Source organism: Pseudomonas sp. JS3066 (assembly GCF_036328175.1).
Classification (GTDB): Bacteria; Pseudomonadota; Gammaproteobacteria; order Pseudomonadales; family Pseudomonadaceae; genus Metapseudomonas.
Genome location: NZ_CP143312.1, coordinates 3,139,442 through 3,162,886, shown reverse-complemented (window position 1 = coordinate 3,162,886; position 23,445 = coordinate 3,139,442). Strand labels below are relative to the sequence as shown.

18 protein-coding genes are annotated in these 23,445 nt (G+C 61.1%); 7 read left to right on the top strand and 11 right to left on the bottom strand.

Going from position 1 to position 23,445, the window contains the following annotated elements; all coding sequences use genetic code 11:
* The first annotated feature begins 12 nt into the window (after positions 1 to 12).
* The 4 genes from SA496_RS14850 (at position 13) to SA496_RS14835 (ending at position 5,654) form a co-directional block, all read left to right on the top strand.
* Positions 13 to 1,998, top strand: a complete 1,986-nt coding sequence (locus SA496_RS14850) for a methyl-accepting chemotaxis protein (RefSeq protein ID WP_330114007.1) — start codon at positions 13 to 15, stop codon at positions 1,996 to 1,998.
* Between the two features lie 151 nt (positions 1,999 to 2,149).
* Positions 2,150 to 3,616: an NAD-dependent succinate-semialdehyde dehydrogenase gene (locus tag SA496_RS14845; RefSeq protein ID WP_330114006.1), complete on the top strand. Its 1,467-nt coding sequence runs from the start codon at positions 2,150 to 2,152 to the stop codon at positions 3,614 to 3,616.
* A gap of 23 nt (positions 3,617 to 3,639) precedes the next feature.
* Positions 3,640 to 4,719 carry a tartrate dehydrogenase gene (locus tag SA496_RS14840; RefSeq protein ID WP_330114005.1) on the top strand — a complete coding sequence of 360 codons (1,080 nt, stop codon included), beginning with the start codon at positions 3,640 to 3,642 and terminating at the stop codon, positions 4,717 to 4,719.
* A gap of 104 nt (positions 4,720 to 4,823) precedes the next feature.
* The gene (locus SA496_RS14835) at positions 4,824 to 5,654 is read left to right on the top strand and encodes a substrate-binding periplasmic protein (RefSeq protein WP_330114004.1); all 831 of its coding nucleotides are present in this window, start codon (positions 4,824 to 4,826) and stop codon (positions 5,652 to 5,654) included.
* Positions 5,655 to 6,057: 403 nt separating this feature from the next.
* On the opposite strand, the gene SA496_RS14825 is transcribed toward SA496_RS14835, so the two are convergent.
* Positions 6,058 to 6,984 carry a 2-hydroxyacid dehydrogenase gene (locus SA496_RS14825; RefSeq protein ID WP_330114003.1) on the bottom strand — a complete coding sequence of 309 codons (927 nt, stop codon included), beginning with the start codon at positions 6,982 to 6,984 and terminating at the stop codon, positions 6,058 to 6,060.
* Positions 6,985 to 7,254: 270 nt separating this feature from the next.
* Between SA496_RS14825 and gabT the strand changes: the two genes are divergently transcribed.
* The 3 genes from gabT (at position 7,255) to SA496_RS14810 (ending at position 9,829) form a co-directional block, all read left to right on the top strand.
* Positions 7,255 to 8,550 (top strand): 4-aminobutyrate--2-oxoglutarate transaminase, encoded by a 1,296-nt coding sequence (gene gabT / locus SA496_RS14820; protein WP_330114002.1) that lies wholly within the window; start codon positions 7,255 to 7,257, stop codon positions 8,548 to 8,550.
* 92 nt (positions 8,551 to 8,642) lie between these two features.
* Positions 8,643 to 9,296, top strand: a complete 654-nt coding sequence (locus SA496_RS14815) for a 2-haloalkanoic acid dehalogenase (RefSeq protein WP_330114001.1) — start codon at positions 8,643 to 8,645, stop codon at positions 9,294 to 9,296.
* 41 nt (positions 9,297 to 9,337) lie between these two features.
* Entirely contained in the window at positions 9,338 to 9,829 is a 492-nt protein-coding gene (locus tag SA496_RS14810; RefSeq protein ID WP_151135773.1) for an Lrp/AsnC family transcriptional regulator, read from the top strand.
* 28 nt (positions 9,830 to 9,857) lie between these two features.
* On the opposite strand, the gene SA496_RS14805 is transcribed toward SA496_RS14810, so the two are convergent.
* The 10 genes from SA496_RS14805 to SA496_RS14760 all read right to left on the bottom strand — a co-directional run bounded on the left by SA496_RS14805 (position 9,858) and on the right by SA496_RS14760 (position 23,366).
* Positions 9,858 to 10,679: a substrate-binding periplasmic protein gene (locus tag SA496_RS14805; RefSeq protein WP_330114000.1), complete on the bottom strand. Its 822-nt coding sequence runs from the start codon at positions 10,677 to 10,679 to the stop codon at positions 9,858 to 9,860.
* A gap of 574 nt (positions 10,680 to 11,253) precedes the next feature.
* Positions 11,254 to 11,436 carry a hypothetical protein gene (locus SA496_RS14800; RefSeq protein WP_330113999.1) on the bottom strand — a complete coding sequence of 61 codons (183 nt, stop codon included), beginning with the start codon at positions 11,434 to 11,436 and terminating at the stop codon, positions 11,254 to 11,256.
* A 104-nt stretch (positions 11,437 to 11,540) separates the two neighbouring features.
* Positions 11,541 to 12,842 carry a flavin monoamine oxidase family protein gene (locus SA496_RS14795; protein WP_330113998.1) on the bottom strand — a complete coding sequence of 434 codons (1,302 nt, stop codon included), beginning with the start codon at positions 12,840 to 12,842 and terminating at the stop codon, positions 11,541 to 11,543.
* 43 nt (positions 12,843 to 12,885) lie between these two features.
* The gene (locus SA496_RS14790) at positions 12,886 to 14,220 is read right to left on the bottom strand and encodes an NAD(P)/FAD-dependent oxidoreductase (protein ID WP_330113997.1); all 1,335 of its coding nucleotides are present in this window, start codon (positions 14,218 to 14,220) and stop codon (positions 12,886 to 12,888) included.
* Between the two features lie 109 nt (positions 14,221 to 14,329).
* Complete coding sequence (locus tag SA496_RS14785) at positions 14,330 to 15,805, bottom strand: MFS transporter (protein WP_330113996.1); 1,476 nt, start codon at positions 15,803 to 15,805, stop codon at positions 14,330 to 14,332.
* A 136-nt stretch (positions 15,806 to 15,941) separates the two neighbouring features.
* A complete protein-coding gene (locus SA496_RS14780; RefSeq protein WP_179058736.1) occupies positions 15,942 to 16,346 on the bottom strand; it encodes a RidA family protein in 405 nt (134 codons plus the stop codon).
* A 27-nt stretch (positions 16,347 to 16,373) separates the two neighbouring features.
* Positions 16,374 to 17,210 carry a phytanoyl-CoA dioxygenase family protein gene (locus SA496_RS14775; protein WP_028628332.1) on the bottom strand — a complete coding sequence of 279 codons (837 nt, stop codon included), beginning with the start codon at positions 17,208 to 17,210 and terminating at the stop codon, positions 16,374 to 16,376.
* 375 nt (positions 17,211 to 17,585) lie between these two features.
* Positions 17,586 to 20,048: a LuxR C-terminal-related transcriptional regulator gene (locus SA496_RS14770; protein WP_280353309.1), complete on the bottom strand. Its 2,463-nt coding sequence runs from the start codon at positions 20,046 to 20,048 to the stop codon at positions 17,586 to 17,588.
* Between the two features lie 186 nt (positions 20,049 to 20,234).
* Positions 20,235 to 21,578, bottom strand: coding sequence for a DUF1329 domain-containing protein (locus SA496_RS14765; RefSeq protein ID WP_280353305.1), 1,344 nt, complete (start codon positions 21,576 to 21,578; stop codon positions 20,235 to 20,237).
* A 15-nt stretch (positions 21,579 to 21,593) separates the two neighbouring features.
* Positions 21,594 to 23,366: a DUF1302 domain-containing protein gene (locus SA496_RS14760; RefSeq protein ID WP_280360010.1), complete on the bottom strand. Its 1,773-nt coding sequence runs from the start codon at positions 23,364 to 23,366 to the stop codon at positions 21,594 to 21,596.
* Between the last annotated feature and the right edge of the window lie 79 nt (positions 23,367 to 23,445).

Genomic DNA, 23,445 nt, shown 5'->3' with positions numbered 1-23,445 from the left:
TTGCTCGGTGCATTGGCCTTCACCCTGGTCCTGGTGCCGACCACTCTGTACTTGGTAGGTGCGCTGAAAAGCGGCCACCAAGCCGAGCGTGAATTGCAGGGTGTTGTGCCGGTGCAGATGTTGTTGCAACTGGTCGCGCTGACCCAGCAGCATCGCGATCTCACCGCCAGCATTCTTGGCGGCGACAGCAGCCTGCGGCAGGCCCGCCAGGATAAACAGACCGAGTTGCAGCGTGCCTTCGAGGCGAGCGAGCAGGCGCTGCACGCAGCCGATGTGAAAGCCGATCTACTGGCCGCCTGGCAGCAGGTGAGTGAGCAATGGCGCGCGCTTTCCGAGAAGATCGGCAAGGGCGATCTCGGTGCCAGACAGAGCCTGCAACAGCATGCACAGCTGATCGCGTCCAGTCTGCTGATCGAAGATGCCTTGCTCGATCACTTCGAGTTGGCGCTGGATCCGCTTCTGGACAGCGCTGCACTGATCAACTCAGCGCTGATCGAGATGCCGCAGACCGCCGAGCTGTTCGGCCAGCTGCGTAGCTACGGCGCCCTGTATCTGGCGCAGGGTCGCATTCTGCCGGAGCAGCAAGGCGCCCTAATGGGGCTCAGTGCCCAGGCGCTGGCCAGCGCCGAGAGGATGAGCCGCGCGTTCACCAAGGCCTCTGCCGCTGATCCGGCGCTCGCGGCCATGCTGGAGGCACCGCTGGCTTCGCTGCGTCCGCAGATCCAGAAAGCCTTGGCATTGACCGACAAGGAGTTGATCTCGGCCATAGAACTGGATTTTGCCGGCGGTGGTGCCGGTTTGAAGCTGACGTACCCGGTGGCGGATTACCTGGCCGCTTATGCTCGGTCGATCGACGGCTTGCAGGTGATTAGCGACTCCGCGCTGATGGAGCTCGAGAAGAGGCTGGGCGAGCGGCGTGATGAACACCGCCGCCACACCCTGCTCATGTCCGCCGCTCTGCTGGCACTGTTACTGATTGGTGGCACTGTCGCCGCAATGATCGTTATGCGGTTGCTCGCCCAGTTGAGAGAGGCCATGGCAGCCGCCGAGCGTATCGCCAAGGGTGACCTGAGCCAGCCGCTGGCGAGTGGCGGCCACGACGAAGCGGCTCGTCTGCTGCAGGCGCTGCAACATATGCAAACTGATCTGCGCGTCACCGTCAGGCAGATTGTTTGTTCTTCAAAGCAGTTGGCCACGGCTTCGGGCGATCTGCGCACGGTAACGGAGGGGGCCTCCTGTGGACTGCAGCGCCAGTGCGAGGAACTCGATCAGGCCGCTGCCGCCGTGACACAGCTGACCACGGCCATCGAAGAGGTGGCGCGCAACGCGGTGTCCACTTCCGAGGTGTCGCGCTCGGCGGACCACTGCTCGCGTCAGGGGCAGGACAGCGTTATCCGCACGGTCGATGCCATCGAGGCCTTGGCCGGCGATATCGAACGCACCGCGCAGGCTTTGCAGTCATTGGCCGGTCGCATCGACGACATCGGTTCGGTGCTGGACGTGATTCGAGCGATCGCCGAGCAGACCAACCTGCTGGCCCTGAATGCGGCGATCGAAGCGGCGCGAGCCGGCGAAAGCGGCCGCGGTTTCGCCGTGGTGGCCGACGAGGTTCGGGCACTGGCCCGGCGCACCCAGGATTCTACCCGGCAGATCGAAACCATCATCGGCGCGGTGCAGCAGGGCAGCCAGGACGCTCTGCGGGCCATGCGCAGCAGCGATGGGCGAACCCGGGAGACCCTGGAGCTGGCCCGCGCCGCGGGTGTGGCACTGCAGCGCATCGTCGGCGCTATCACCGAGATCAACGAACGGAACCTGTGCATCGCCAGCGCCACCGAGCAGCAATCCCAGGTAGCGCGCGAGGTGGATCGCAATCTGCTCAATATCCGAGAGGTCGCCGCGTTGACTTCCAATGGAGCCGATCGGACTCAGCTGTCCAGCCGCCAACTCGCGAATCTCGCCGGGGAGATGAGCGCTATGGTCAGGCACTTCGTGATCTGAGTCTATGCCCGGCGTGTCTCTTGCAGAGCATCGGCAGAGCCTGCCGTTGGGGGATGAATTTCAGCATCCGTCACCGCTCTAGCGGCGCATTCAGCATCCTCGTCTGCCTCGGCTCATTAGACTGAAGTCTGTCTCGGAACAGGACTCGACCATGTTGAAGAATCGTCTGAAAGATCCCAGCCTGTTGGTGGAATGTGCCTATATCGATGGCCAGTGGGTGAGCGCCGACAATGACGCTACGCTCGATGTCATAAACCCTGCCAACGGCGAGTGTCTCGCCCGGGTTCCAGCTCTGCAGGGCAGCGAAACTCGCCGCGCCATCGACGCGGCCGAACGTGCCTGGCCTGCCTGGCGAGCACGGCCCGCTGCGCTGCGTGCTGCGCTACTCGAGCGCTGGTATGAGGCCATGCTCGACAATCTCGACGATCTGGCACTGATCATGACCTGCGAGCAAGGCAAGCCGCTCGCTGAAGCCCAGGGCGAGATTCGTTACGGCGCCAGTTTCGTCAAATGGTTCGCCGAGGAGGCTCGCCGGGTGTATGGCGAAACCATTCCTGCGCCTAGCGGCGATCGTCGCCTGCTCACCCTGAAGCAGCCGGTCGGTGTGTGCGCGGCCATCACGCCGTGGAACTTCCCCAATGCGATGATCACCCGCAAGTGCGCGCCAGCCCTGGCGGCCGGCTGTCCGATCGTGGTCAAACCCTCCGATCTGACTCCGCTGTCGGCGCTGGCGCTGGCAGTGCTGGCCGAGCGCGTTGGCATCCCGGCCGGGGTCTTCAACGTGGTCACCGGCATGCCGGCGGGCATCGGTGAGGAGCTGACCAGCAATCCGACCGTGCGCAAGATTTCCTTCACTGGTTCGACTGCCGTGGGCAGCTTGCTGATGCGCCAGAGCGCCAATCAGATCAAGCGCCTCAGCCTCGAGCTGGGCGGCAATGCGCCCTTCATCGTATTCGACGATGCAGACCTCGAACAGGCGGTCGCCGGGGTGATGCAGAGCAAGTTCCGCAACGCCGGGCAAACTTGCGTCTGCGCCAATCGAATCCTGGTGCAGGACGGTATTTATGAGCGCTTCGCTGCGCGCTTGGTGGAGGAGGTGGGTAAGCTCCGTGTCGGCGATGGAATGGAGTCCGCTACCACCATTGGTCCGCTGATCAATGCTGCGGCTGTGAGCAAGGTCGCCCGACATATTGACGATGCCCTGAGTAAAGGAGCCCGTCTGCTCTGTGGTGGCGTGCCTGAGGGCGATAGCCAATTCGTCAAGCCGACGGTGCTCGGCGAAGCTCGCGCCGACATGCTGCTGGCGAACGAGGAAACCTTCGGGCCAGTCGCGCCACTGATGCGCTTCAGAACTGAAGCAGAGGCCCTGGCTATCGCCAACGCGACTCCTTACGGCCTCGGCGCCTACTTCTTCACTCAGGACCTGCGTCGATCCTGGCGTTTCGGTGAGGCGCTGGAGTTCGGCATGGTCGGTCTGAATACCGGATTGATCTCGATGGAGGTAGCGCCGTTCGGTGGCGTCAAGCAGTCGGGTCTGGGTCGCGAGGGCTCCAAGTACGGGCTGGACGAATATCTGGAAATCAAGGCTTTCCATATCGGTGGGCTGCTGGGCGCCTGAGTCGACACCTAGGGGACTGAAGCATGAGCAAGACATACAGAATCGCCGCGATCGCCGGCGATGGCATCGGCAAGGAAGTGCTGCCCGAGGGGCTGCGCGTGCTGGAGCAGGCTGCGCGCAAGTGGGATCTGAATCTGAGCATCGAAGTGCTCGAATGGGCCAACTGCGATTACTACTTGGAGCACGGGCAGATGATGCCCGACGACTGGTTCGAGCAACTCAAGGGCTTCGACGCCATCTACTTCGGTGCCGTAGGGTGGCCGGACAAGGTACCCGATCACATCTCGCTGTGGGGCTCGCTGCTCAAGTTCCGCCGCGACTTCGACCAGTACGTGAACATCCGTCCTGTACGCCTGTTCCCGGGTGTGCCGTGTCCGCTGGCCGGTCGCGAAGCGGGCGACATCGACTTCGTGGTGATCCGCGAGAACACCGAGGGTGAATATTCCTCGGTGGGCGGCAAGATGTTCGAAGGCACCGAGCATGAGTTCGTGCTGCAGGAGTCAGTGTTCACGCGCCGTGGTGTGGACCGGATTCTCAAGTTCGCTTTCGACCTGGCGCAGACCCGACCGCGCAAGCAGTTAACCTCGGCGACCAAGTCCAACGGTATCTCGATCAGCATGCCGTACTGGGATGAACGCACCGAGCGGATGGCTGAGCAGTACCCTGAAGTGAGTTGGGACAAGCAGCACATCGACATTCTCTGTGCGCGTTTCGTGTTGCAGCCCGATCGCTTCGACGTGGTGGTGGCCTCGAACCTTTTCGGTGACATTCTCTCGGATCTTGGCCCGGCCTGCGCCGGCACCATCGGCATCGCGCCGTCGGCGAACCTGGATCCGGAACGGCGTTTCCCCTCGCTGTTCGAGCCGGTGCACGGTTCGGCGCCGGACATCTACGGACGCAACATCGCCAACCCCATTGCGATGATCTGGTCCGGCGCGCTGATGCTGGACTTCCTCGGGAATGGCGACGAGCGTTACCGGGCTGCCCACGACGGAATCCTCAGGGCTATCGAACGGGTCATCGCCGGAGGGCCGATCACCCCCGATCTTGGTGGGCAAGGTTCGACCCAGGATGTCGGTACCGCAATCGTATCGGCGCTCTGAAATCCCTGTCTGATTAGCTAGTTTGTAACCCTCTTAGCCCGTTCACACTGCGGGCTTTTTTTTGCGTGAGATTCGGCTGGGCCGTGCCGTTCGAGGGACTGGATATGCGTAAGTTGTTGGTCGGGATGCTGGCGTGCTGGCTGAATGCTGGTAGCTGGGCGAGCCCGCCCATCGAGGTGACCATTCTCTGTGACGCCGGCTATCCGCCTTACAGCTATGCCGAGGGCTACCAGGCCAAGGGGCTCTACCACGATATTCTGCGGGCGGCCTTCGCCCGCATGCCCGAGTATCGCGTACAGATACGCCCCTTGCCCTGGGCGCGCGCCCTCAGGGAATTGTCCAAGGGCCGGGCCTTTGCCCTGTATCCGCCGTACTACCGGCCCAGCGAGCGGCCGTGGATGGACTATTCGCGGCCCATACTGCAGGAAAAGCTGGTGGTCTTCTTGCGGGCCGAGGTCGCCCGGAAACTTTCGGACGAGCAGTTTCCGCAAGCCTACGGCGGCCTGCGCATCGGCCAGAACAGGGGCTTCATCAATGTCCTCAATCGGGATTACCAGCGCATGCTTGCCAGTGGCGAGTTGCATCAGGTCTACGTCAAGGACAACCGAACAAGCCTGGCCATGCTTTATCGCGGTCGCCTGGATGCGTACATCAACGACCGCCGTGCAGTGCTCTGGGAGCTGGAGCAAATGCACAGCGACGGCGTTTTGGGGCAGTACGGTCTTGGCTGGTTGATCGAGGGCCCTTGGCTTTCCGGTGAGTCTGGGCATCTTGGTTATACCCGCACCAACCCGCAGGCCTATCCGTACAAGCAAGATTTCAGGAAGCGTCTCGACGGTGTCCTGACCGATCTCGAGCGGGAGGGCGTTATCTATCGCATCGTCACTGGTTATGATGCGATCTATCCAATTCAGCTGCAGGCTGGCGGCATTTAGCTGCTCAGTTGGAAGGCGCTCGGATGACTCGTGCTTCCGCCGAGGCCAGGCGACTGCGCCTGGCCGTGCTTGAGCGAGCCGACCGTGTCGGTCAGAAGGTGTAGGCGATGCCGAACTGAACGGTGCACGGTGCGCCGGGGTACGCATAGAAATTGAACGCCCCTTCCTCGTACTCCTCGTTAAACAGATTCTTCACATCCAGGTTCAGTCGACATCTTCATTGAGCTTGTAGAAGCTCAGCAGGTCGACCACGCCATAGCCTTGCATGTTGTAAGCGTTTGGCGGTGTACGGCCGTCGTGGCTTATGTAATCACCCAATGACGTTCTTGCCGAGGCGTAGCCCGCCTCGGCTTACGTCACAACGGGATGCACTCGCCTGGGGGTAAGTTGTTCAAGCTGGGAGCTAGTAGCCCTGCTTGCGGTCGATCTGCCCGAGCATGGGTTCGCCGCGCTGATGACGACGGATATTCTCCAGCAGCACAGAAAAGGCGCTTTCCGGTTGGGTCATCGCAGCGATATGCGGGGTCAGCAGAATCTTCGGGTGCTGCCAGAACGGATGATCCGGCCCGGCAGGCTCCTGCTGCAGTACATCGAGCACCGCGGCGCTGAGTTGACCGCTATCCAGGGCTTCGAGCAGGTCCTCCTCTACCAGATGGCCACCGCGCCCCATGTTGATCAGCGCGGCGCCTTTGGGTAGCTGTTGGAACAGTTCGCGGTCGAGAATCCCCTGGGTCTGCTCAGTCAGCGGCAGGGCGCAGAGCAGGATGTCGCACTGGCCGAGGAAGACCGGCAGTTGATCGGGGCCAGCGAAGCAGTCGACGCCGGGGATGTGATGCAGGCTGCGGGCCCAACCGGACAGGGCGAATCCATAGGGCCTTAAGGTGGTGAGTATTTGTCGTGCCTGCAAACCAAGGCCCAGCACCCCGACCCGACGCTGGTGTGCCGGCACCAACCGGTGCGCCTGCCAGCATTTGTCGGCCTGTTGCTGACGGTAGCGCAGCATGTCCCGGTGTAGCCCGAGCACGGCGAAACTGGCGTATTCGCACATGCCCTTGGTGATGCCTGGGTCGAGCAGGCGAACCACAGGCAAGGACTGTGGCAGGCGGCCCAGGTCGAGTTGATCGACACCAGCTGATAGGGCGAAAAGCACCTGCAGATTCGGTAGCAATGAGTCGAGATTTTCCGGCGCCTGCCAGGCCGCTAGGTAACGGACGTCATGCGGGTCGCCGATATCTGGCCAGGCACGCCATTCAATATCCGGCGCCTGTTCAGCGAACAGCGCTTGCCATCTTTCGCCGCGCACCGGGTCAGCTTTGTAGAGCAGTGCCATGGGCATTTCTCCTGTATGCGAAGGCATCCAGTGTGCCGCAGCGTCAGAGCAGTAAATGTCGAAATGGCCTCGCTGAACGCAGCATGCCGAGTTGTCTCGGGCCGAATCCGGTAGATTCCATGCCGTGGCCGATTCTGCCGTTTGCCGGGAGGAAAACAGTTGATCCGAATCTCTCGGTGGCCAACTTCGGCTTAGAACTTTGCCGCGAAGGCTTAACCTCATCAGCATCGCAGCCGCCTCCCGGTTGCTCGGCTCACTATGGGAGATGCCATGAACAGCAAATGCGAAGAAACCCCTTATCTGCTCCAACAGCGTGATCGGTTCGTGCCGCGTGGCCTGGTCACCGCCCATCCGCTGGTCATCGATCGAGCTCAGGGGGCGGAGTTGTGGGATGTTGACGGCAAGCGCTACCTCGACTTCGTCGGCGGTATCGGTGTGATGAACATCGGCCACAACCACCCGCAAGTGGTCGCAGCGGTACAGACGCAGTTGGAGAAGATTACCCATGCCTGCTTCCAGGTGGTGGCCTATCAGCCCTATCTCGACCTAGTACAGCGTCTATGTGAGCTGGTCGGCGGGTCCAGCGACATTGCGCACAAGGCGGCGCTGTTCACCTCCGGTGCGGAGGCCGTGGAAAACGCGGTGAAAATCGCTCGCGCCCATACCAAGCGCCCCGCGGTGATCTCCTTCCGTGGTGGCTTCCATGGTCGCACCCTGCTCGGAACCACCCTCACCGGCATGAGCCAGCCCTACAAGCAGAACTTCGGCATGGCGCCCGAGGTTTTCCACACCCCCTACCCGAATGCCTATCGCGGCTTCACCAGCGAGATGGCGCTGAACGCCCTCAACGATCTATTCGCCACGCAAGTCGCGCCGGAGCGCGTCGCGGCGATCATCATTGAGCCGGTGCAGGGCGACGGCGGTTTTCTCACCGCGCCGCCGGAATTCCTCCAGGCGTTGCGGGCGCTCACCGAGCAGCACGGCATCGTCCTGATCCTCGACGAAGTTCAAGCTGGCTTCGGCCGCACCGGTACATGGTTCGGCTTCCAGCATGCCGGCATCCAACCTGACTTGGTCACCGTGGCCAAGAGTCTGGCCGCCGGTATGCCGATCTCGGGTGTGGTCGGCAGGGCGGAGATCATGGACGCGCCGACCCCCGGTGGCCTCGGCGGCACATACGGCGGCAACGCTCTGGCTTGCGCCGCGGCCTTGGCGGTGATCGAGACCTACGAGCGCGAACAACTGCTTGCTCGTGGCGACCAGCTAGGCGAGCGCCTGCGTCAGGGACTGCTGCGCCTCCAGGAGCGCTATCCGCAGATCGGCGACGTACGCGGAACCGGCTTCATGCTGGCAATCGAGTTGGTCAAGGACGACGCGGCCCGCAGCCCCGACCCCGAGCTCAATCAGAAAATCATCGATGAGGCCCGTAACGGCGGCCTGCTGGTGATCAAGTGCGGCGTACACCGTAACGTACTGCGTTTCCTTGCGCCGCTGGTCACTGAAGAGGCCCAGATCGATGAGGCGCTGGATATCCTCGAGGCAGCGCTGGCGCGTGTTCTGAACTAAACGCAGATATCGGTCGATGCAGGCATGCGGCATCGGCCGAGGCCGTCAGGGATTCAGATTCATGAAACGCAGCGAGGGAGCCTGGAAAGAACATGGAACTGACTGACTATCGTGCATTGCTGGTCGACTGCGACGAGGTTCTGGTCGATCGAGATTCCGGTATCTGGGCAGCCTTGCAGCCATTGCTCGAGAATCACCCAGGTTCACTGAGTAAGGAGGAGGTACTGGCCGAGTTCAGGCAAGTTGCCCAGTCGCTTTATCCACGCTTCGGCGAACTTGGCTTCGGCGGTCTGTTGTGCTTCGCGCACCGTCAGTTAGCGCAGCGCCTGGGGCTCGAAAGCAGCTGGGAGGAGGACATGACGTTTGCTCGCTCGGCTGGCGACTGGTCGCTGTTCGAGGACGCGCCCGGCGCGATGCTGTACCTGCGTAAGTTCTATCGGCTGCTAGTGTACGGCGATCGCGATAATGCCGACCGCGAAGCGCTCTGCGAGCGCCTGGGGATCCCTCCCGAGGATCTCTTGTCTTGGTCCAATACGCTGTTGGATCCCGCCTGGCTATCAGCCAATGACTTGGAACCCAAAGATATCCTGCTGGTTTCCGCCCCGTCAGCTAACACGCCAGCGTCGGTTGACCTTTGTCTTATCCGTCGCGGCGAGACTGAGTACGCCCCACCGGCGAATGCGGACTTTTGCGCTAGCAGCATGGCCGACTTGGTGGCGCAACATCAACTGTCGTTGCGTCGTTGAATTTGCTAGAAAGATCTTATCGGTTACTCGAGAGGTAGGCGATGGAAGGTATAGTCAAGCTGGACCGGATCGACATCAACATCCTGGTTGAATTGCAAAAAGACGGCCGCATTACCAACGTCAGCCTGGCGGATGCAGTAGGGCTCTCAGCCAGCCCATGCTTGCAACGGGTCAAGCGGCTTGAGGCGGCGGGTTATATCTCTGGCTACAGTGCTCACCTGAATCTGGCCAAGATTACAGAGTCAGTAACGGTGTTCACCGAGATAACCTTGAGCGACCATAAGCGCGAAGACTTTGCGAAATTCGAGTCCAATATTCGACTGGTCGATGAGGTACTAGAGTGTCATTTGATCAGCGGTGGCTACGACTATCTGGCACGTTTCATGACCCGCAGCATTCAGCACTATCAGGAGGTTATGGAGGGCTTGCTAGACAAGAACATCGGCATATCCAAATACTTCAGCTATATCGTTATCAAATCACCAGTGCTGAAGGATGGCGTACCGCTGCGCAAACTGCTGAGCCAGCAGTAATCGACCGACATCGGCTCGCGCAAATCCTTCAGTCCGTATAGCGTTGGATGATTCGGTCAACCTCACCAGCGCGGCGCATCGCGTCGAGTGCCGCGTCCAGTTGTGTGGCGAAATCCTCCTTGAAAGGGAAGCGGCCTTGGTCGCGGTTGGTGTAGCCGACGTGTGTGGTGTCCTTGTTCAGAATCGGTCCTTCTACGATGCGCCCATCCCTGGCCACGTCGTAATCTCCGCTGCGTTTAAGCTCGGCTAATCCACTGAGAGTGGATATGCGGTCAAAGGCGAAACAGTCGATCCGTCCGCGCAACATCTTGAGTAGGTTTGAGCGTGTTCCAGGAGCCTCCTCGACTTTGATCAGCTTGTTCGACTTCGCTTGCCAGAACGCTGTGCCCGCTGAGAGCGAACCTAAGTTGACGCCGAAGCGCAGTCCCTGGAAATCCTCAGGCCATAGCTGGCGTGGGCGCTTAGCAAATACTGAGTGGCGGCAGAACACCGCCACCTGTTCTTCCAGAAGTGGTGTCGAATAGCGGCCAATGAACGGCCGCTCCTGTGGTCGGAAAAAGGGCGGCACCACCGCCAGTGCTCGACCGGCCTCGACCTCGGCCAATGCACGTCGCCATCGCGTGGGTTGCAGACTCAAGCGGTAACCCCGCAGCTGTGTCTCAGCCGCACGAAGGATATCCGGGTATATACCGGTGGCCGTTCCATCGGCTGCCCGGTAGGCATAGGGCGGGTAGTTCTCGTCGACCAACAAGGTCACCAGAGTTTCGCCCGGGGTGGAGAAAGGTGCCGCGCTCAGCAACGCCCCTATCCACCAGAGCTTGGGTAGCCGGTGGGATAGGTAGTTGAACATCGCTTCCCCTCCGAGAGCCGAATATTTTGCCCCGATGGAAAAAGGCTTAACCATAATGCGGGGCCGTTGTTACGAAACTTGTGGACATCTGGCTTCCAGCATTCCACGTGCCTTTAGCTTTCTGTGCTGCTCAGTAAGTCTAGATGAAGCTTGTCTGGGCCAAGGAGCGTCTTTCGGGGCCGAATTCTCCCCCCTCGATTTCAACGACCGCTGAGAACCGGATAACCTGTCTTATGCTTGAGGTTGTGTTGAAGTCTCCGGGTATGAGAAAGAGCGCATGTCGGAGTTGTCTACGAAATTAGGGGCGATTCACAGAGGTTGTAAGTTGCACGGAAAGGTGACGGCTGCTTTTCCCCCAAAGCGGAACTGCCCTGCCAGTAAAAAGGGCCAGCGAGCAATGCTCGCCGGCCCTGTTGTTTACTCTTTGATGCCCTCAATTCCTTCGGGGCTAATGGTCTCGACCGTACTACTAGCCAGCCTCGGATGGCCGGCGCCGCTACCCTCCCCAGGGCATCGGCTGTGCACCTTCTCGGTGCATCCGTTTCAACATTCAGTGAAAAAGTTTCAGTGTTTGTTAAAAAACTACGTTCGAAACGATGGGCGTGTCGAAGGCCGCACGCGTGTCGGAGCCACGGATGAGCACCTGGTTACCGTCTGGATATTTGCCGCTCTTCTCGCCGAAGAAGACAGAGACACGGCCGAAATCGAGACGTTGGATGCCTTCCCGCAAAGCGGAATGGGTTGCTGCAGGAACCATGGCGAATTTCTTCCTGAACTGGCAATTCTTTTGTGAAGCCCCATGCGGGGATGCGATGGGACGGCGGCCTTACACTACGCCAGTCCCATCGACAACAGGTCCGGTCAATGGTCTGCGCTACCCAATGCGCGAGCAATGTCACAGGCAGCCTTGGCGCCAGTCTCGATGGCACCCTCGATACCTCCGACACCTATCGCCGCGATGTCCCCGCCTGCGAAATGGATTCGGCCGTGGGGCCTTCGCATCTGTGGAACCACCTGGGTCAGGTTGCCAGGCCGGTGATGAACCCATCCGCCTTTTGAGAAGGGATCGCTTGCCCAGTCATGCCAAGCGGTTTCCAGCACTTCGATATCCGGGACGAAGACCCGCAGTGCGCGTTGCACGGCCTCAGGGTCATTGCCATCGAGTGCCGACGCATCCGAGCAGAAGCACACCACTAGCGTGTCGCCATTGTGGCGCCATTCGGCCCGGGCGGTACTGATGGGATGCTTGCCGACCGGGGCGTGGGCGAGAAAGGCCTCGATCTCGCCCTTGACCCTCGCCCAGATCTTGCTGGGCATGATCGGGTGTTTCTGCTCGATCATGGCACGCACAGGTTGAGCAAGCGGCGGTTCGATGGAGACGTCGTCCAGGGTGTTGAGAGGGAGTGCCACGACGGCATGCCGCGCCTGGATACGCTGCCCGTCACGGGTGGTCACTATGACTTGGTCCCCGTTGTCCTCGACCGCAGTCACCGGCGTGCTCAGGAGGAGCTCGGCCTTCGAGTCGGCGGCCATCGCGTTGAGCAGTCGTCCGGTTCCACCGTCGATCGGCCAGTGCCCGGCCACTTCCATGAAGGCTTTCCAGTCGCCGAAATAGATCGCGCTCCAGAGCAGGAACTGGGCAAGCCCCTGTTCGCTCTCGGAGCCGATTAGCGTCGCCATTACGTTGACCAGGAGATCACGGTCATAGGCGGAAAGGTTCATCGAGTCGATCCGGTCGCCGATAGTTTGCTGGTCAACCGCGCTAACGTTGCACGCTTCGATGCGGTCCACCCGTGGAAAGTGCGCACGTGCATCGGCGAAGCACCGGGTGATGAGCGGGTCGGTCAATCGGGTGAATTCAGCGGGGGTTCCGCAGTGCACCTCGCCATCGGCCAGCCAGTAGGCTTTGGCAATCGACAGGGGTGTCACCAGGCCGATACCGTAGTGCGTGAGTTCACGCCAGACATGCGCCTGGGTCCAGTGTACGTAAGTGCCGCCCAGCTCCAGCGGGCGGCCGAATGCTTCACCCAGATGGGTGCGTCCGCCGATGCGCTCGCGTGCTTCGAGCAGCACCACCGAGTGGCCTGCGATGCTCAGGTCGCGGGCCGCGGTCACACCGGCAAAACCGGCACCGATCACGGCGACGTCGTACAGATCTGTCATGTGAGTTTCTCTAGGTGGAGAGGAGATGAGGGGCGAGCACCGCTCAGGCGGTGCGCACTTTGCGATTGAGGCGTTCGTCCATGCGGTTGGCCGCGGCAAATGCCCCGTTGACGGCACACCAGCGCAGCGGCTCGGGCAATGTCGATGGCGTTTCGTGGTGCATCAGCATCGTCAGCAGTGGGTTCTCGATGCCTCCAATCCGCTCGGCGAGCATGTGTCCGACTAGACCCTGGGTGCCGAGACCATGACCGGAACATCCTGCGGCGTAGTAGATGTTCCGATTGGCCCCGGTTGTGCCGATGACGGGCAACGTATCGTTGGCAAAACTGATGTAGCCGCTCCAGCAGCTCCTGATGGGGATGCCCTTCAAGGTCGGGAAGCGTTCATGCAAAGCAGCCCTCAGCGCGTGGTAGTGACGGTGCTCAGGCTCACTCGGTGTCTTTGAACCGTAGGCGTAGCGCAGCCGCTTGGTGGTCGACACGAGCGTATTGCGGGCCGTCAGGCGGTGACTTTCCATGGTCCAGTGCGCGGTCGTTATGCCTTCGCGCCCTGGCCAGCCCAGTGCCGCCAATTGCACCGACGAAAGAGGTTCCGTCTCGATTGCGGAGACCCGCAACGGCACCACCTTGTTGGCGAGCAGACCGAGCTGCGGCGTATAGGCGTTGGTGGCGAAGATCAGCAGCGGTGCGCTCGCGCTACCGCGCGGAGTGTTCACCTTGATGACCGGACCTTCGGTGTATGACAGCAGTGGCGTGTTCTCGTGGAGTTTCACGCCCGCCCGAATCGCCGCACGCCGCAGTCCCAGGACGTACTTGCCTGGATTGAGCGTGCCGCCGCGTGGCACGTAGCTACCGAACAGGAACGCTGGAGGGATGCCGCGCGCGCGCATATCGGCCTGATCCAGAAACTCCGAAGCGCAGCCGAGCTCGGCGCCGATCTGCATGTTTTCGCGCAACCGCCTTTCCTGGGAGGGGTCGATGCCTGCACGGATCAACCCCGACTGAAGGTAGTCGCAGTCGATCTCGTACTCTTTGAACTTCGCTTCGGCGAAAGCGACGCCTTCCTCGTAGAATTGGACGACCTGTCTCGCTTTTTCGGTGCCGATCTTCTTGAGGAAGAACTCGTATCCGAGCCCTTGCCCGCCAGCCAGATAGCCCGCGTTGCGACCGCTCGCGCCGAAGCCGGCGAACTCACGTTCGAGGACGACCACGCGGGCGCCTTGCCTGGCCAGCTCCAGGGCTGCGCAAAGCCCGGCCAGCCCAGCGCCAACGATCACCACATCCGCGGTGACGTTGCCCTCGAGATCCGGCTGCAGGTCCCTCGGCTTCTCTTCCCATCCGCCGAGGGTTCGATACTTGTCATCGAGTCGGGTCATCATTCTGCCTCTTTTGAATGTTTCAGCGTGTACGCTTTGCCTGGCCACACTGCCCAGGCCACGGTCACGCTGGCGAGCGCGGCCTCAGGCAGCGCAGCGACGTACAGATCGGTCATGAAAGTTTCCCTCTTGAGACAGGCAGGTGGGGGGCCAGTGTTCTGCTTGCTCCAGAGCCCGGCTGCGAACCGTTGATAGCGCCGAGCTCCTGGCCAGTGACCAGGTCGAGTGAACGCTTCGTGGTACGAGGCCCATAGAGGACGACGGGGATGGCGAAGATGATGTAGCAGGCCGCTGCGGTGAGCATCACGCTCTCGATCCCCCCGGCGGAGAAGAGCGTTGCGCCCAGGACACCGGAGGCGGCCCCGCCGAACCGGCCGCCGGACATCACGATCCCGCTGCCCAGGGCACGCAATTGGGTGGGAATGGTTTCTGGGATATAGGTGTAGTAGGCGTTGACGACGAGCCCGGTAATGATGGCAGTAGCCCCGCCTGCGATTATGACCACCGAGCTGTTGGTCGAGAGACCGAGCAGCACGAGCGGTATCGCGCTGAGGATGGAGGTGGCGAGGATGGTTGTCTTGCGCTCGAACCGGTCCAGGAACAGGTAGGTGAGGAACGGTGTGACGCAATAGACCAAGTTCCAGACGAACATGGTCTGGTATGCATCGCCCTCGGAGTATTGGAGGCCATGGATGAGTGCGTAGACACCCCAGTTCGCAAACAGGTAGTAGGCCAGGCTCGAGCCGAAATAGCCCAGGGTGACGACGGTCATGGTGCGCAGCACTGCCTTGTTTCTCAGGAGCTGCGGTAGTGAAGGCTCCTTGATCCTTTCCAGGTTCACTACCTGTGGTTCGCTCAGCGGGCCGTTGCGCAAGGCTCGTGCTTCCAGCTTGCGGACGATCTTCTCGGCGCTGTCGATCTGCCCTCGCGAGATATACCAGCGGACCGATTCCGGCAGGACGAAACGCACAATGGGAGCGATCAGCAGACCGACACTGCCTGCGATGAGCAGGTAGCGCCAGGCATTGGGGCCCCCATGGGGTAGAACAAACATGGCGAGTGCCGCCGCCCCCACTCCGGAGACCACGAACCCCAGTGTCACGATGGACACGAAGCGGCCACGTGACTTGCTCGGAAACATCTCTGCGATATAGACAAGCAGGACCGATGTGGCCGCTTGTACGCCGATACCCGTAACCACGCGGGAGATCAGCATGATCTCGAAGTTCGGTGCGAACGCTGTCGCCAGTGCTCCCAAGGAGTAGAGGACAGTGGACCAGACGAGGACCGAACGGCGTCCCCACTTGTCCGAGAGCCTTCCTCCCACCAGCGCTCCGATGACCATTCCCACGAAGAAGGCGCTGCTGATGACGCCGATCTGCTCCAGGCTCAGGTTGGTGTGCGTTTTGATGGTCGGTATCGAGTAGGCGAAGATGGCGTTGTCGTAGTACTCCAGCATAAGGTTGGCCGCGAGTAACAGAGCCCAGACATAGTGAGTGGCCATTACCGGCAGGCGGTCCAGGCGCGCCGTCAGGTTCAGCGGGTATTCGGGGGGGACGGATTGCTCCGGGCCGTCAAAGCGATTCATGTTCGTCTCCATCAGCGTTTTGTATTTGTTCTGTTGTCTTCTTGATGAAGCTGCACTGACGCGCGCGGACGTTGAGGCGCCAGCAATGGCGTCAGTGCGTAAAAGCGTTACTCAGCGGCTGCCTCATAGGGCAGCATCAGTCGGTACCGCTGCCGGCCACCGCGACGACGCGGATTTCTATCAGGAACTCGGGGCGGGCGAGCTGGCTGACGCCGATACCTGTCCACGAGGGAAATCGCTCGGGGATGAACTCATCCTTGACCTTGATGAATTCCTGGATGTCGCCCCGGAGATCGGTATGGAAAGTCATCAGCTCGACTATGTCGGCCATGCTGGCGCCCGCAGCTTCGAGGACGCTTTTCACGTTGTCGAACGCCAGCCTGGCCTGGGCCTCCATCCCTTCACCCACGGCCTGCGTGAGCCGATCGACTCCCACCTGGCCGGAGGCCCAGATCAGATCACCGACACGGGTCGCTTGTGAGAAGTGAAGCCGGTCGTAGAGTTCCTGGGTGTGTGGCGGGTTGATCATCTGTCGATTCATGGTCGCGATACTCCTTGCGATGTTCAGTCAGATGATCTGGCGGAAGATGGGCGAGCGGAACGGTTCGCCCTCGTTGAGCTTGGCCATCTCTTCGGAGAAAAGGACGCCGTTGCGTGCGTATTTCGGGTTCGATGTCGGCAGGCAGCGGAACCTGGCGTCGTCACCGAAGAAGCGCAGCACCAGCGTGTGGCGGTCCGGGCAGTCGGCATCGACGGCGGCCCCCCCGTGTAGCGAGTGTGGGTGAAGCAAGACGACATCACCCGGCGTGATCGGCCACGAAAGCACGTCCCAGGCGTTGGGGTCTTCTGCGAGGTCTTTGTCGATGTGCGGCAGGCGGGGCAGAGAGCCGTCACCGTAGAGCGGGTCAGTCGGATCCTCTGCATTGGCGAAGCTGGCCCCGTCGTACTGGATGCCGCGGTGTGAACCACGCACGATCTCCAGGGAGTTCTTCTTGGGGATCTTGTGGAAGGTGATCCAGGCATTGCCCCAGTGCTCCCCGGCCCAGGGCAGGTTCGCGGTGTCCTGGTGCCACGGTCCGCGACCGCTCTTGCCTCCTTCCTTGGCGAACACTTCCTCGGCGAAGTACCAGACATGCTCCGAGCCCCAGAGCTCCTGGAACAGCTTGCCGAACGGGAGCGACATCACCAGGTCATCGTACTTGTCCTTGACGGCCGGGTTGGCGTTGTCGATGTGGGTCTGCAGCTTGGTCCCGTCGAGCGCCTGGAACTTGTACGGCCCCGGGTTGGCGACATTCCACTTGAACGCCTCGTAGCACTGCGCCAGTTCCGTTTGGTCGAGGCAGTTCTCGATGAGGACGGCGCCGTCGTTGCGAAAGGCTTCGCGAATCGATTGATCGATGAGCATGAGGTGTCTCCTTCTATTTATTTGTCGGGGTGGAGCCAGACTCCCAGACATGACCTGGCGAGGTGAATGCCTCCAAGTGGGTATTTGCCATTACCCCCCCGCAGTGCCGGTCTGGGGGGCATCACGCTGGCGCCGGCCGGGGGCCGTCGTTCTTTCCGGCTTCGGAGAGGCGTAGTAGTACGGAAGGAGGATGTTCAGGCCGTCAGTCGGGTGCGCTGTGATGGAGCATCTTTCTGAGCCGTGTCGACGCCCTTGGGCGACGGCGTGCGACAGCCCGTGATAAGCGAGTTGGGGTAGTTGGCCAGGGCGTCCGCGACGCGGTTGCCCGACACGATGGCCGAGCTCAGGCGTGTCGGCGAAGTCGATTCCGTTGGGTCAGAGCAGAAGCCCAAGGGCTTTCGCACGGGCCGTCGCCATCGTCCGACTGCTGACTTTCAGCTTTGAATTGATGTGCTTGGCATGGGTTTTGACGGTGTAAGGGGAGAGCGAGAGGATTTTTGCGATCTCGAAGTTGGAGTAGCCCTTGGCGATCAGGCTGAGTACTGCCAACTCGCGCCGGCTCAGCAGCTCGATCTCCGGCGCTGGGGCCGTCTGCAAGTCTGCGACCGGCCCCGCTTGCAGGCTGGACCCCATGGCTTCCAGATGGGTTCCCATGAGCAGGTTGTGTTGGCCTTGGCTTATGGCCATGGCGGCAGCCGAGGCCAGGAGCCGTTCTGCCTTGTGCAGATCCCCCCTCAGACGGACAACTTCAGCCAAGGCATGCTGGGCCTGGCAGACGATGATATTGAAAGCATTGCCCTCGGCGCGTTGCAGCAGTTGGTCGAGCAGCGTGTTGGCCTCGCCGAAGGAACCCCGGGAGCACAGCACTTCTGCTTGAAGGAAACCCGCCAGGGCGTAAAGGTCGGGGTAGGCACTGGGCGGTGTGAGGGCATGCTCACCTTCGTACTGCTCACGTACGCGGGAGAGCAATCGGGATGCCGATTCGTAGTGATTGGCCTTCATCCAGATCCTGGCGGTGCACAGGTCGAGGACGCCTCTGTAAATCACTTCGGCAACGTTCCAGGAGTGCATCAGTCGTTGCGCATCCGCTAGTCGCTGTTGTGCAGTTGCGAAGTCGCCATTGTTGGCATCGAGCTGCGCAAGTATCGCCGGGGCGTGGCAAGCCACCGGATTACGGCTTGCACAGGAGAGCAACAGACCTTCTTCCAAGGCCTCGCGAGCCTGCCGCTCTTGTCCCGTCAGGATCAGGAGCCAGCCGCGCCGGATCAACGCCGCACCTTGCAGGAGTGCCGAGTCCGGGCCCTGGACCAATAGTTGATCGAATTGGTCCAGGGCCTGCAGGGCCCGAGGCAGATTGCCGGCCAGTTCCTCGATCAGCACTTCGTCCAGTATCAGCAGGCACTCGAACAGCGTTTCTCCCTTGCGGCGGGAAAGCTCGATACCTTGGTGTTGAAGGCGCTTGGCCGTCACGACGTCACCCATGGTCAGGCTGGCACGCGTCAGGCATGAGAAGCAGAGAATCATCTGCGCCCAGCGCTCATTTCTCGCGAGGCGGTCTAGAGCTCGGCATCCAATTCTCTGCGCCTCCTGCGCGTGCCCCTGATGCAGAGCCAGCTCGGCGCTCAGGGCAAGGTGCAGGTCGAAGTCTTGCTCTGCGATGAGCTGGATGGTGCGCTCGGCCTGTTCCAGGCGTCCCCCTAGCAGCAGGGCCCTGGAAACGACTTCCAGAGCTTGCGGGTTCTGCTCGATCCAGGCGATGCCGAGCTGATCGATACCTTCCAGGAGGTAGTTCAGGTTCTGCCCGATGAGCAGCTCCCGTGTGGCGATCTGGCCCATTGAGACCAGCGCGCGTGAGGCGTCCGGGATGGCCAGCGCGTAGCGGAAGGCTTCGACGTGGGCGCCGGCCAGGTGCAGCCATTGGCTAGCGGCGAGCAAGGGAGGGGCCTGGTCGGGATAGCGCTCTTGCAGAAGTCGCTTGAGCGGTGCGAACAGAGTGAAGTGGTCCGTGGAGCCCGGCAGACGACGCAGGAAAACCTGCTCGCTACGCAGCTTGCGCAAGGCCATGGGATCATCGGCCAGGAATGCGCAGAGCGGGCCGTCGACGAATGGCGCATGGGCGATGACGCGCAGAAGAGAGAGCATCTCCTTCGGCAGGTGCTCCAGGACTTCGCTGTCAAGATAATCCTCTACCAGTGAATTGCGATGCAGCAGGCCGAAGGGCCTGTCGACTCCCGACCGCAGAGACAACAGGTGCAGACTGATGCCTGCTATCCATCCGTCGCTCTGTCGCTGTAGTTCCACTGCGGAGATACGTCGGCTCAGCTTCAGCTGAGAGAGCAGCAGCTTTATCTCGGCTTCGGTCAGCGCCAGTTCCTCTGCACCCAGCAGGGTGAGTTCGTCGGCCAACAGCCACCTGCCGACTCTCCAGGAGGGAAGTCGACGTGTGCAGACCAGCCACTGGAGTGTGGTTGGGCAGTGCTCGAACAGGTGCTCGAGCCATTTGTCCGTGGTTTTCTCCGGGCAGTAGCCATCCAGCACGACGAGGCCCTGTTGTCGGTGCTTCAGTACTTCTTCCACCGATGGCGACAGTTCATCGAGGTCCAGGGCCTCGGCGAACTGGGCACGGAGATTCTCAAGGCCTTTCTCAACACTGTGCAGGTCGAGCCACACCACTGGGCAATGAGGCAGACGTGCAGCGAACTGTCGGGCCAGTTCGCTCTTGCCGAACCCCGCCGGAGCGCAAAGCAGGCGAATGCGTCGACCAGAATCCAGGTTCTCCAATAGGCGAGGGCGCACAAGCAGGCCGGGCGCCTTCGATACTTCATCAGGATGGGTCATGTTTTCTGCTCGCCTGATTCCTGGTTGAGTGGCTGTGAGAGAGTCCTGATGACAGCATTCATACCACCATCCCGGCACGTGCTTCAGGAGAAACGCGCCGAGTGGCAATGCTTCCACTCGTCATTCATCTGGGGTTGCTTGATCCTGAGTTCCGTCCAGGGCGTTCCGCCCCGGACGGATAAAGTCTCAACGGACCCCGCTCTTGCGCAGCGCCGAAGGCGTGAAGTCGCTCATTCTTGCCGTGAACCCATACTCCATGCTGCGATCTTCCTCGTTCTTCATGCCCAGCGCGACATAGCGTCCGGCCAGCAGGTCGTACAGCACTTCGAGCGTGTAGCCCATGTGCTGTTGGTTGAAGTAGTGCTTGGCATGGCCTTCGCCGACACGCCAGAGCTGGCCACGACCGTCGTAGTGCTCGGACAAGGCAATTTGCCAGCTATCCTCGTCCACGTAGAACACGCGCTTGGCGTAGATGTTGCGCTGTCCTTCGCGCAGGGTGGCCTCGACCACCCAGACCCGGTGCAGCTCATAACGGGTCAAGTCCTGGTTGATGTGCCCAGGCTTGATGACTTCGTCATACCTGAGCGCAGGCGAGTCCAGCTCGTAGCTGTTGTAGGGGATGTACATCTCGCGCTTGCCCAGAAGCCTCCAGTCATAGCGATCCATCGCGCCGTTGAACATGTCGTGGTTATCGGTGGTGCGCAGTCCATCGGAGGCGGTGCCTGGCCCGTCGTAAGCGACCTGGGGCGCGCGTCTTACGCGGCGCTGACCGGCGTTGTAGACCCAGGCCAGGCGCGGCTCCTTCACCTGGTCCAGAGTCTCATGGACGAGCAACACGTTGCCGGCCATGCGCGCGGGGGACGTGACCGTTTGCTTGAACAACTGCAGCAGATTGCGCGCGCGCTGCGGGTCGATGCCCTCCGCCAGGGCCGGTTCGACGACCTCTTCCTCGAGGTGAACCATGGTGTACTGGCCGTTTACCTGGGGGGTGGCCTGGGTGATCCAGCGTCGGAAATTGCCACCTAGGTAGCGGGTCTGGTGGTTCCAGATCACCTCCGTACCAGTCCTGGGCTGCGGGAAGGGATAGTGGCCAGTCGTGAAGTTCTCGATGCTTAGACCATCGGCGCCGAGTCGGACGACCTTGGCATTGGTCTCAGCGGCATCGTACATGCGTTGTGGCAGAGCCAGGGTGCGGTGGCTCGGGTAGACCGGCAAGCGGTAGGTTTGCGGATAGCGACGCAGCATTGCCAGTTGGCCTTCGCTAAGGTTCTTGCGGTATTTCTCGGCGCTTTCCGCAGTGATGACGAACAGTGGCTTTTCCCCGGTGAACGGGTTTGCCTGGAAGCCCCTGTCATTGATACTCGCCGCATCGGTCGGCAATCCGCCGGTCCAGGCCGGGATAGTACCCTCCTGATTGCCGATCTTTTCAGCCCCCAGAGGCGTGAGGCCGATAAGGTCGGCAGCGCCTGCAGAGGCGGTCGACAGGGCTATGGCCAGGACGTACGCGGGCGACCAAAAGTGCTTTTTCATGGCGTTATCCTTGAATTAGAAGCTGGCGCTGAAACTGACAGCGACGTAGTCACGATCGGTGTTGGGGTTGTATCGCCCGTCGAAGAAATCGACGTAGGAGAGCGAAGCGCCATAACGGTTCAGGTAGTTGGCGTTAAGCGCCAGGTACGCCGACTTGGAACCCTCATTGAAGTTGGGGCCGTAACCGTCGACATCATGGGACCAGGCAATCTCGGGAATGAGGTTGATGCCGGCGAAGACGTTGCTGTACTCAAGGCTGGCGGCCAGGCGATAGCCCCATGAGCTGCTGCTGAAGTAACCGTGCCCGTTGCAGAAGCGCGGATTGTCGGGGTTGAGCACGGTCTCGCACACGCCAGGCGTTGCGACCTCACCGTAGCCATAGATGGAGTCGCGGCCGAAGCGCAGCTCACCCGGACCACTCTTCAGGCCGTTGATTCGGTTGTAGGCCACCTCGCCCGCGAGAGCGAGGCGTTGCGCACCTGCGACCTGCTCGATCAAGTGGACAGCACCGAGTTGGAATTGAGTGACCGGCATGCGCTTGTAGCCGGCCAGGTCGGCGCCGGGGGTGAGGGGGCCGTCCTGTATCACCTCCGGGCTCGTTGGGCCGAGAATCGAGTCCAGACCGAGGGCTGCGAAGGTCAGGTCGGTGCTATTGAGCGCCAGAGGCATGTTCGGCCGATAACTGATCTCGCCGGTAACCGCAGTGGCGCCCAGGGTGGTCTGGAAGCTCAGACCATACAGGCGCATATCTTCGGGGTACTCGATGAAGTAACCGGTGTTGGGCGTGTTACCTATCAGGTTGGGATCGAAGGCCGGGTCGGACGGGTCCAGTACCGCGCTGTTGACCAGGCTGTATACCGGCAATCTGCTGTGCAGATTCATGGCATAGATGCCGATCTCGCTGTCGTTCAGCTGCGGGACGAACCAACGCAGGGCCACCCCGTACTGGCCGGTGTCACTGGCGTCGCGGTCTTTAAGGCGTGGCAGGAATATGGCGTTAGCGGGATCGAAATCGCTGCCGAAGATCAGGTTCCTATCGTTGCAACCATCGGCGGCGACGTCAGTACTGGAGTAAAAGGTGCCGCAGTTGTCGATGACCGTCTTGGCCCACTCCAGCTGGTAGAAAGCCTCCATAGATAAGCTGTCGCTCAGGTCCTGGGCAACATAGAACATGTTGACAGGGATCAGCCCTTCCTTGATCTCCGCACCTGGGCGGCGGAAGGCCGCGACGTCGACAGGGTTGATCTGATTGACGCCACGAATGAACAGGTTCTCCCCCCAGCTGACCACCTGCTTGCCAAGGCGCACCGTGCCAGCCAGGTCATTGATCTCGTAGCCGGTATAGACGAAGGCGTCGAGGAACTCTGCACCGGAAGCCTTGGCGCTGCGTGCACGGCCGTGGTCGTCAATGTCGTAGAGGTGCTGGTGGCCATCCTTCAGTTCGAAGTCGTACCAGTACTTGCCGCGGACGAAAAGGCCGGAATCACCGTACTTCAGTTCGAGGTCGTGGACGCCCTTGAAGATGCTGGAGATCACCTCGTGCTTCTTGAAGTTCAGTCGGCCATCATCGGCCGTGGTCGTCGATGATGTGCCGCCGTTGGCAACGCCAATGAAGTCCTTATCCGGATCGCGCGTCGCCCAACTGGTGCCGACGGACAGCGAACTGTCGAAACTCCCCTGAATCTCCCCGATGTCGAAGTTCACGGCCTGGGCCTGGGAGGCCAGGAACAGTGTAACGAGGGGCAGCAGTACGGGTTGCCGCCAGCTATTTGTTGTTCTTGTCGTCATAGCGTTTCCTGTGAAGTGGTGCCGTTTGGCGGCATCAGACTCACAGACAGGGCTCGACGAGGTGAATGCCTCTTAATGG